At 65.6% G+C, this 7130-nt stretch carries 7 protein-coding genes; 4 read left to right on the forward strand and 3 right to left on the reverse strand.

The annotated features are described in order from the left end of the window. The 4 genes from GF405_03660 to GF405_03675 form a co-directional block, all read left to right on the forward strand. A partial coding sequence (locus GF405_03660) for a T9SS type A sorting domain-containing protein (GenBank protein ID MBD3367260.1) occupies positions 1 to 225 on the forward strand: 225 nt, incomplete at its 5' end. Between the two features lie 134 nt (positions 226 to 359). Continuing rightward, on the forward strand, positions 360 to 3155 hold the full coding sequence (locus tag GF405_03665; protein MBD3367261.1) for a hypothetical protein: 2796 nt from the start codon (positions 360 to 362) through the stop codon (positions 3153 to 3155). Positions 3156 to 3373: 218 nt separating this feature from the next. Further along, positions 3374 to 3895, forward strand: a complete 522-nt coding sequence (locus GF405_03670; GenBank protein ID MBD3367262.1) for a DUF454 family protein — start codon at positions 3374 to 3376, stop codon at positions 3893 to 3895. Positions 3896 to 3960: 65 nt separating this feature from the next. Next, entirely contained in the window at positions 3961 to 4668 is a 708-nt protein-coding gene (locus GF405_03675; protein ID MBD3367263.1) for a redoxin domain-containing protein, read from the forward strand. 33 nt (positions 4669 to 4701) lie between these two features. Here the strand turns inward: GF405_03675 and GF405_03680 are convergent, their stop codons facing one another. The 3 genes from GF405_03680 to GF405_03690 all read right to left on the reverse strand — a co-directional run. Further along, positions 4702 to 5769: a hypothetical protein gene (locus GF405_03680; protein MBD3367264.1), complete on the reverse strand. Its 1068-nt coding sequence runs from the start codon at positions 5767 to 5769 to the stop codon at positions 4702 to 4704. After that, complete coding sequence (locus GF405_03685; GenBank protein ID MBD3367265.1) at positions 5766 to 6797, reverse strand: metallophosphoesterase; 1032 nt, start codon at positions 6795 to 6797, stop codon at positions 5766 to 5768. The genes GF405_03680 and GF405_03685 overlap by 4 nt, the downstream gene beginning before the upstream one ends. Before the next feature lie 63 nt (positions 6798 to 6860). Further along, positions 6861 to 7130 (reverse strand): prolyl oligopeptidase family serine peptidase (locus GF405_03690; GenBank protein MBD3367266.1); only part of this gene is annotated, 270 nt, incomplete at its 5' end.

Raw genomic sequence — 7130 nt, forward strand, 5'->3', positions numbered from 1 at the left:
GAGATCGCCTTCGCGATGCCGACGGCAGGCGAGTACGAGCTCGTGGTGTACGACGTGGCAGGGCGGCGCGTGCGCGGCTTCCGCGGAAGCGCTTCGGCCGGGCAGAACGCCGTTCGCTGGGATGGGCGTGATGCTCGCGGGGTCCCTGTCGCGTCGGGGGTCTACTACTACCGCGTCGAGACGGCCGCCGGTACTGCGAAGAGCAGGATGGTGCTGGTGAGATAGGCCCTGGAGTGAGAGCGCATCGTGGGAGCTTCGAAGCTGCCGGAGAGGCGGGGATTCCCCCGCCTCTCTTCATCTGATATGCTGGTAGTCAAGAACGGGAACAACGAGGCGGGATCCTGGCCGGTGATGGGCAGATGGTCCGGTTGGGTCAGGTTCGTGCCGCTCCGCAGGACATCCCGGGGGAGACCATGAGAACGAGACCCTTGCTCACAACCGCCGTGATGATCGCGCTGGCGCTTCTGCCGGCGACGGCCGTCTCGAGCGTGCTCATCTCCGAGATGTGCGACCCGCATCTCAACTACCTGACCGACCGGTTCATTGAGATCTACAACACCGGTCCCGACGCCGTGGACCTCTCCGGCTGGTCGCTCGTTGCCGTCGGCAACGGAGGCGACATCTTCACGTGGGAGCTCTCCGGGACGATCCAGGCGGAGGACGCCCTCGTGGCCGGCGACCATACGACCGTCGTCCCGTTCGACGTGGACTTCGCCGACGAGGCCTGGTCGAGCAACAACAGCCTTTGGAACGGGAAGGTGGGTGACGGGGCGAAGCTCCTGAACGCGAGCGACATCGTCATCGACTACGCGGTCGTGGAAGGTACTGCTTTCGAGAACGACGACTACGTGAGGAAGTACGGGGTCGTCATGCCGTCGACCACATACGATCCGTCTGAGTGGACTGCGTTCTCCGTAGAGTACCCGACGGACGGAACACCGGGCACACACGATGCCGCCCCGCCTACGCCGGGGCCCTCAGTTGCGAACATCGTCACCGACCCGGCGGCGCCGCTTGCGGGAGAGGCCGTCGACGTCTTCGCGGACGTCACGGACACCGTGGCCATCGCAACGGTGTCGCTCTTCTGGGGGACATCGCAATTCTCGCTGCCCAACGAGATCGCCATGTCGCTCGACACGGGCGACACGTACGCGACCGACACGCCGGTTCCGGGCCAGCCGGCCGGCACCACCGTCTACTTCAGTATTCACGCCGTGAACGTCCTGCCGGGAACGACGGTGACCGACGCCGAGAGCTACTCGCTTCCGTACGTCGTCACGGTCACCGATGTACAGGGCACCGGAGCGAGCTCTCCGTACGAAGGCTACGCCGTCGTCACCCATGGCGTTGTGACCGGAAGCTACGGGACCTACTTCAGCGTGCAGGACGGGACGGGCGTGAGGTCCGGCGTCTGGGCGCAGGCGGCTTCGGCGCCCTCCGAGGGCGACTCAGTGAGCGTCCGTGGCATGGTCACGGAGAACGGGAGCGTTTTCGACGCGGGGACGACGCTCATCGAGGACGCTTCGGTGGAGGTCCTGATCGCGGGAGTGGGCGTTCCGACACCGACCCCCATCACGAGCGCCACTGCATCGACCGAGGACTACGAAGGCGTGCTCGTGACCGTCGAGGACGCGGTCTGCACGGATGCGGATATCGGATACGGGGCGTGGGAGGTCGACGACGGCAGTGGAAGTGTCGGTGTCGGCGACCTCGGATACGGCTTCGTCCCGTCGCTCGGCACCGCGTACGACGTGACCGGGCCCGTCATCTGTGGTGACGGCCGCCTGATGCTCGAACCGCGGGACGCCGCCGACGTCGTGTGGGCCGGGGACGTCGTCGCGCCGTCCATCTACCAGGTCTATGCCGGGACCGACACGACCGTCACCATCACGTTCTCCGAGCCTGTCGACGAGGAGACATGCGAGACGCCGTCGAACTACGCCATCGAGGGGCTGACGGTCCTCTCCGCGCTGCGTTCATCAGTGCAGCCGGACCAGACCGTGCTGACCGTCTCCTCGATGTCGCCCGGCGAGTACCCTCTGGTCGTGGACGGCGTCGAGGACCTCTACGCGAACGCGATGGACAGCGTGAGCTACGCGTTCGACTTCGTCGACGTGACCATTCCACCCGGCTACTACGACGCGGCCTGGGGGCTTGTCGGCGACGACCTCAGGGCCGCCCTCCACACGATCATCGACGACCACACCGTGCTCAGCTATGCGTCCTCGTGGGAGTCGTTCTACACGACCGACGACAAGCCCAACGGCAAGGTGTGGGACATGTACTCAGACGTTCCCGGAGGGACGCCGCCGTACGAATACACGTTCGGCGTCGACCAGGGGGGTGTCGGGGGCGTCGAGGGCACCGGCTACAATCGCGAGCACGCCTGGCCGTCGAGCTGGTCGGGAGGCGAGCTCCTGCCGAAGTATTCGGACCTCTTCACGATCTATCCGACGGACAACTACGTGAACAACCAGCGGGGATCGGACCCCTACGGCGAGGTCGACGCACCGATGTGGACTTCGCTGAACGGCTGCAAGCGGGGCAACTGCACCTACCCCGGCTACTCCGGCGTCGCGTTCGAGCCGATCGATGCATACAAGGGGGACTTCGCCCGCACCTACTTCTACGTCACGACCCGCTACTACACGGAGGATGCGGCCTGGTCGACCAGCCCGATGACCGACGGGGCCGACATCCTCCCGTGGGCCGTCGACATGCTGCTCGAGTGGCACGAGGAGGATCCCGTGAGCCGCAAGGAGCTCGAGCGGAACGGGACCGTGTACACGATGCAGGGCAACCGGAACCCGTTCATCGACCATCCGGAGTTTGCCGAGGCCATGTATGCGGCCGTGGGTGTCGGTGAACAGCACGCGCCGCGGCTGAGCTTCAGCAGGAACGCGCCGAACCCGTTCAGGGGTACGACCGTTATGAGCTTCGCGCTCACCGTGCCGTGCCGGGTCACGGTGCGCGTCTACGACGTCAGCGGCAGGGAGGTGGCCGTTCTGGCCGACGGCGAGTTCGATGCGGGACGGCATCCGGTGACGTGGGACGGTCGCGACGCCGGCGGCAACAGGGTCGCCACAGGCGTGTACTTCTGCTCCGCGACGTCAGGGGAGCATGAGGCGCGACGGAAGATGGTCCTCATCCGGTAGTATCACGCTGATGGTCTGTGCGAACCTGGGCCCGGTCGTCCGGTAGAAGTAGATGCCGCTGGCCAGAGCCTCGCCGTGGTCGTTCGTTCCGCCTCAGGTGGTCGATTTCGTGTCGACCATCTCGTAGCCGTGCACCAGTGTTCTCACCAGGCGACCGGAGGTGTCGTAGAACCCGCGAGATGCGGCTCCTACTGGTTCAGATGGCACGACAGGACGCAATGTCCGCTGGTGACGTTCCCGCTGGAAGGTGCTACATTGATACCGACGAAGGAACCCTGTCTCAGGGAGCATGTGTGAGTACCGTCCGGTCCGCCAGTCACCCGCTCGTGAGACGTCTGCTTGTTGCCGTGGGCGTCGTCTGCGTCGGCCTCGGCTTCGCGGGCGTCTTCGTCCCGCTCCTGCCGACCACGCCGTTTCTCCTTCTGGCTGCGGCGTGCTTCATCCGGAGCTCGCAGCGGTTCTACACCTGGCTGACGACGAACCGGTTCGTCGGGAGCTACGTCCGAAACTACATGGAGCACCGCGCGACGACGATGGTGACGAAGGTCACCAGCCTCTCGATGCTCTGGATCTTCATCGGCGCGAGCGCCGTGTTCTTCACGGAGAGCTGGATCGTCCGGGCTCTCCTCCTGGTGGTGGCTGTGGGGGTGACCATCCATCTCGTGTCCCTCAGGACGATTGAACGAGGGCGATGTCCCAGGGGGATCATCGGGAGGAGAGAGCGCGACGTAGGGGGATGACGATGGTCGGCGGGACGACCACCGGTGGTGCGCGGCCCGCCACAAAAAGGGAAGGAGAGCGCTCGATGGCGAAGAAGAAGGACTCGTGCGTTCAGGCCGCCGCCGGGCCGTCGAACCCGGAGCCGGTCGAGAAGGAGAGCGGCTCGAGGCCACAGGGAGGAACGAACATGATGATGGCACGCGTAGGGAAGGAGGCGCCCGACTTCGAGGCGTCGGCGTACATCGCGGGTGAGGGGTTCAAGAACGTCAAGCTCTCTGATTACCGCAAGAAGTGGGTGCTTCTGTGCTTCTACCCCGGTGACTTCACATTCGTCTGACCTACCGAGCTGTCGGCAGTTGCCGACGCATATCCCCAGCTCAAGAAGCTCGGCTGTGAGGTTCTCTCGATGAGCGTCGACAGCCGGTTCACCCACAAGATCTGGAACGAGGTCGAGCTCTCCAAAATGGTCGAGGGCGGCATCCCCTTCCCGATGCTCTCGGACGCGGGAGGTCGGATCGGCTCCGTCTACGGCGTCTACGAGGAGGCGGCGGGCGTCAACATCCGCGGCCGCTTCATCATCGACCCGGACGGCGTCATCCAGGCGATGGAGGTACTGACGCCTTCGGTCGGCAGGAACATCAGCGAGACCATCCGTCAGGTCAAGGCGTTCCAGCACGTCCGGGAGACCGGCGAGGCCACCCCGTCCGGCTGGGAACCGGGCAAGAAGACGCTCAAGCCCGGTCCCGAACTCGTCGGTCGTGTCTGGGAGGTGTGGAAGCCGGGAGAGGCGTAGGAATGCTCTTCGCCTGCTCTGTCACGACTCAGGTCACGCAGCGCGAGCCCGTCCTTCGCAGGATGGGCTCGCTGCTTCTTGAGACCAGGTGGGGCGGATGCCCTGTCCGCGACACCAGCTCCACACAACGGCCGTCCTGTCGAGCAGGGTCCGGGGATCGCCGGGCGGACAGCGAAGGAAGCGGGAGGCCCCGAGTCCTGCGTTCCGCGGGTCGAAGCTCGACGGAGCGCGGTTCGTGGTTCGACCCACGCCTTCCTCAACGATGACCTTGTCCGGCTCGAGCAGGCATCCTTGCTCAAAGGCATACTCCAGTCCATCTTCGTCGTCGAACCGGCAACCGATTGAGAGGAACCTCCTCTCGAACTGGCGACGGTCGACGAACCGCCGGCACATCTCGGTGGTGTCGCGGAGCACGGCGGCATCCTCGTAGCGTCGGGCCGTCGCCGCGCCGTCGCGGAGCGACTCCAGTTCCTCAACGATGCGCTCGGACTCCCCGAGCAGAAAGGAACGGACCTCCTGCGCGACGCATGCGTAGGCGGCCGGCGTCACGGCGCCGCGGCACGGTCCCGTGCAGCGCCCAATGTCGTACGCGAGACACCGCCGGCTCGGGTCCCGCTCGCTGCAGCTGCGGATGCCGAGTGCCCGGCCGAGCGCGTCCCGGAGTCTCTCGGCGAAAAACCTGTCGCGAAACGGTCCGTAGACGTCGCGGTCCCCGAAGTCCTCCTCATGCTCGACGACGAGGCACGACGGGAACGGCCCGTTCGTGATCTCAAGGTACCTGTTCTCCTCGGTCTCCCGGAGACGCGTGTTCAAGGGAGGATCGCACTCCTTGATGAGGGCGTCTTCGAGGAGCAGCGCCAGGAGCCCTGACCGCGTCCTCCACCATGCGAAACTCCGAATACCGGTCACGAGGCGCCCCAGATGAAGTTCGAGCGAGCCGATGTTCTCCCTGAGGTAGCTCGACATCCTGCGTCTCAGGTTGACGGACTTGCCGACGTAGAGGAGCTGTCCGTTTCCGTCCATGAACGCGTAGGCTCCTGGAGCGCATGGGACGTGCTCGCGGATCTCGCATGCCAGCTCGCGTCGTAAGCGCGCGCTCATGGCGTCGCCCTTCTTCGTCCTCGATCGAAGAACCCCGCAGCGAACTGGACGTTCATCGTCTGCGGCAGGTGCGCGGCCATCTGCTCAGTGGTGAAGAGTCCGGACGATGTGTGCGACGCAGCGTCAGTGCGCCGGAACCTGACGATGGCGTCGGGCGGCGTCTCACGTGCCACCCTCGCCAGGAACCCGTGGAGACCCGATGGTGAGAGGTCGGGTGGCACATCGATCGTCACCATCGGTCTCGTCGGAAGCGGGACGAATCGGTGCCGCGCGAGCGCCCACGGGCCGCTGGCGCGCTCGAACGTGATGAGCGAGCAGCCCTTCGTTTCGTTGGCCTCGGCGAAAGACGTTCGCTCGGTCGCGCCCGGGTAGATGACCGGAAGCACGCCGCCGCCGTTCGGAACCTCGAGCACCTGATGCCGGTGGATGTGGCCCGCGAGGACTGCATCGCAGTACCGGGGAAGGTCGCGCTGTCTGATGACGTCGCGGCCGCGGCGGAACACGTGGCCGGAGGGCCCGACTGTTGCGCCCTCGATCGTCTGGTGCACACACAGGAGTCGGATGTCGGCCGCAGCGTCCGCGAGTTCGGTCTCATCGAGAAGACGCGAGAAGTGTCTCCGGACGTCATGCCGAACGTTCGGGAAGCCCCCGAGCGCCAGCCGAACGCCCGCGGTGTCGAGCAGAAATGTCCTCGGCCTGTCGAAGACATGAACTTCCGGATGCTGAAGGAAGAGCGAGGAGGGGAGACGTGACCGTTCGTGATTCCCCGGGACGACGACGAGCGGAATGCCGTGCTCCGCGAAAGAGAGGAGCTCTCCGTAGACCAGGTCCACGATGTCATCAGGCACACGGGAACGGAAGAAGAGGTCTCCTCCGTGGACGACCAGGTCGACCCGTGCGTCGACGGCGCGCGTGAGGACCCGCCTGAAGCTGGCGAGAAAATCGGGCCCCCGGCGCCTCCGCCGCACCCTCGGACGGACCGGCTGGTCGAAGCCGAGATGCGTGTCGGCAAGGAAGAGGATGCTGATGGTCTGCGGCGCGGCTTCCACTGCGGTCCGTCGCGTGTTCTGAGTCCTGAGGTCTGAGTGATCCTAGTGTAGCACGTCCTCAAGGAAGGCCGTGAACCGCTTCCACGACTTCCTGTCGGCATCCTCCAGGTAGCGGTCGGAACCGAAGACCGTGAATGCGTGCGGCGCGCCGCCGTAGGTGATCATCTCGTGCGAGACATCCGCCTCCTCAAGCTCGAGGGCGAGGTCGGCGAACTCCTCCATCGTCACGGCCTGGTCCGCCGTCCCGTGAAGGACGAGGTACTGACCCCTGGCCTCTGCGTAGTCCTGTCCCTCGGGGGTGGCCAGGCCGCC

This window comes from Candidatus Effluviviaceae Genus V sp., assembly GCA_014728125.1.
GTDB lineage: Bacteria > Joyebacterota > Joyebacteria > Joyebacterales > Joyebacteraceae > WJMD01.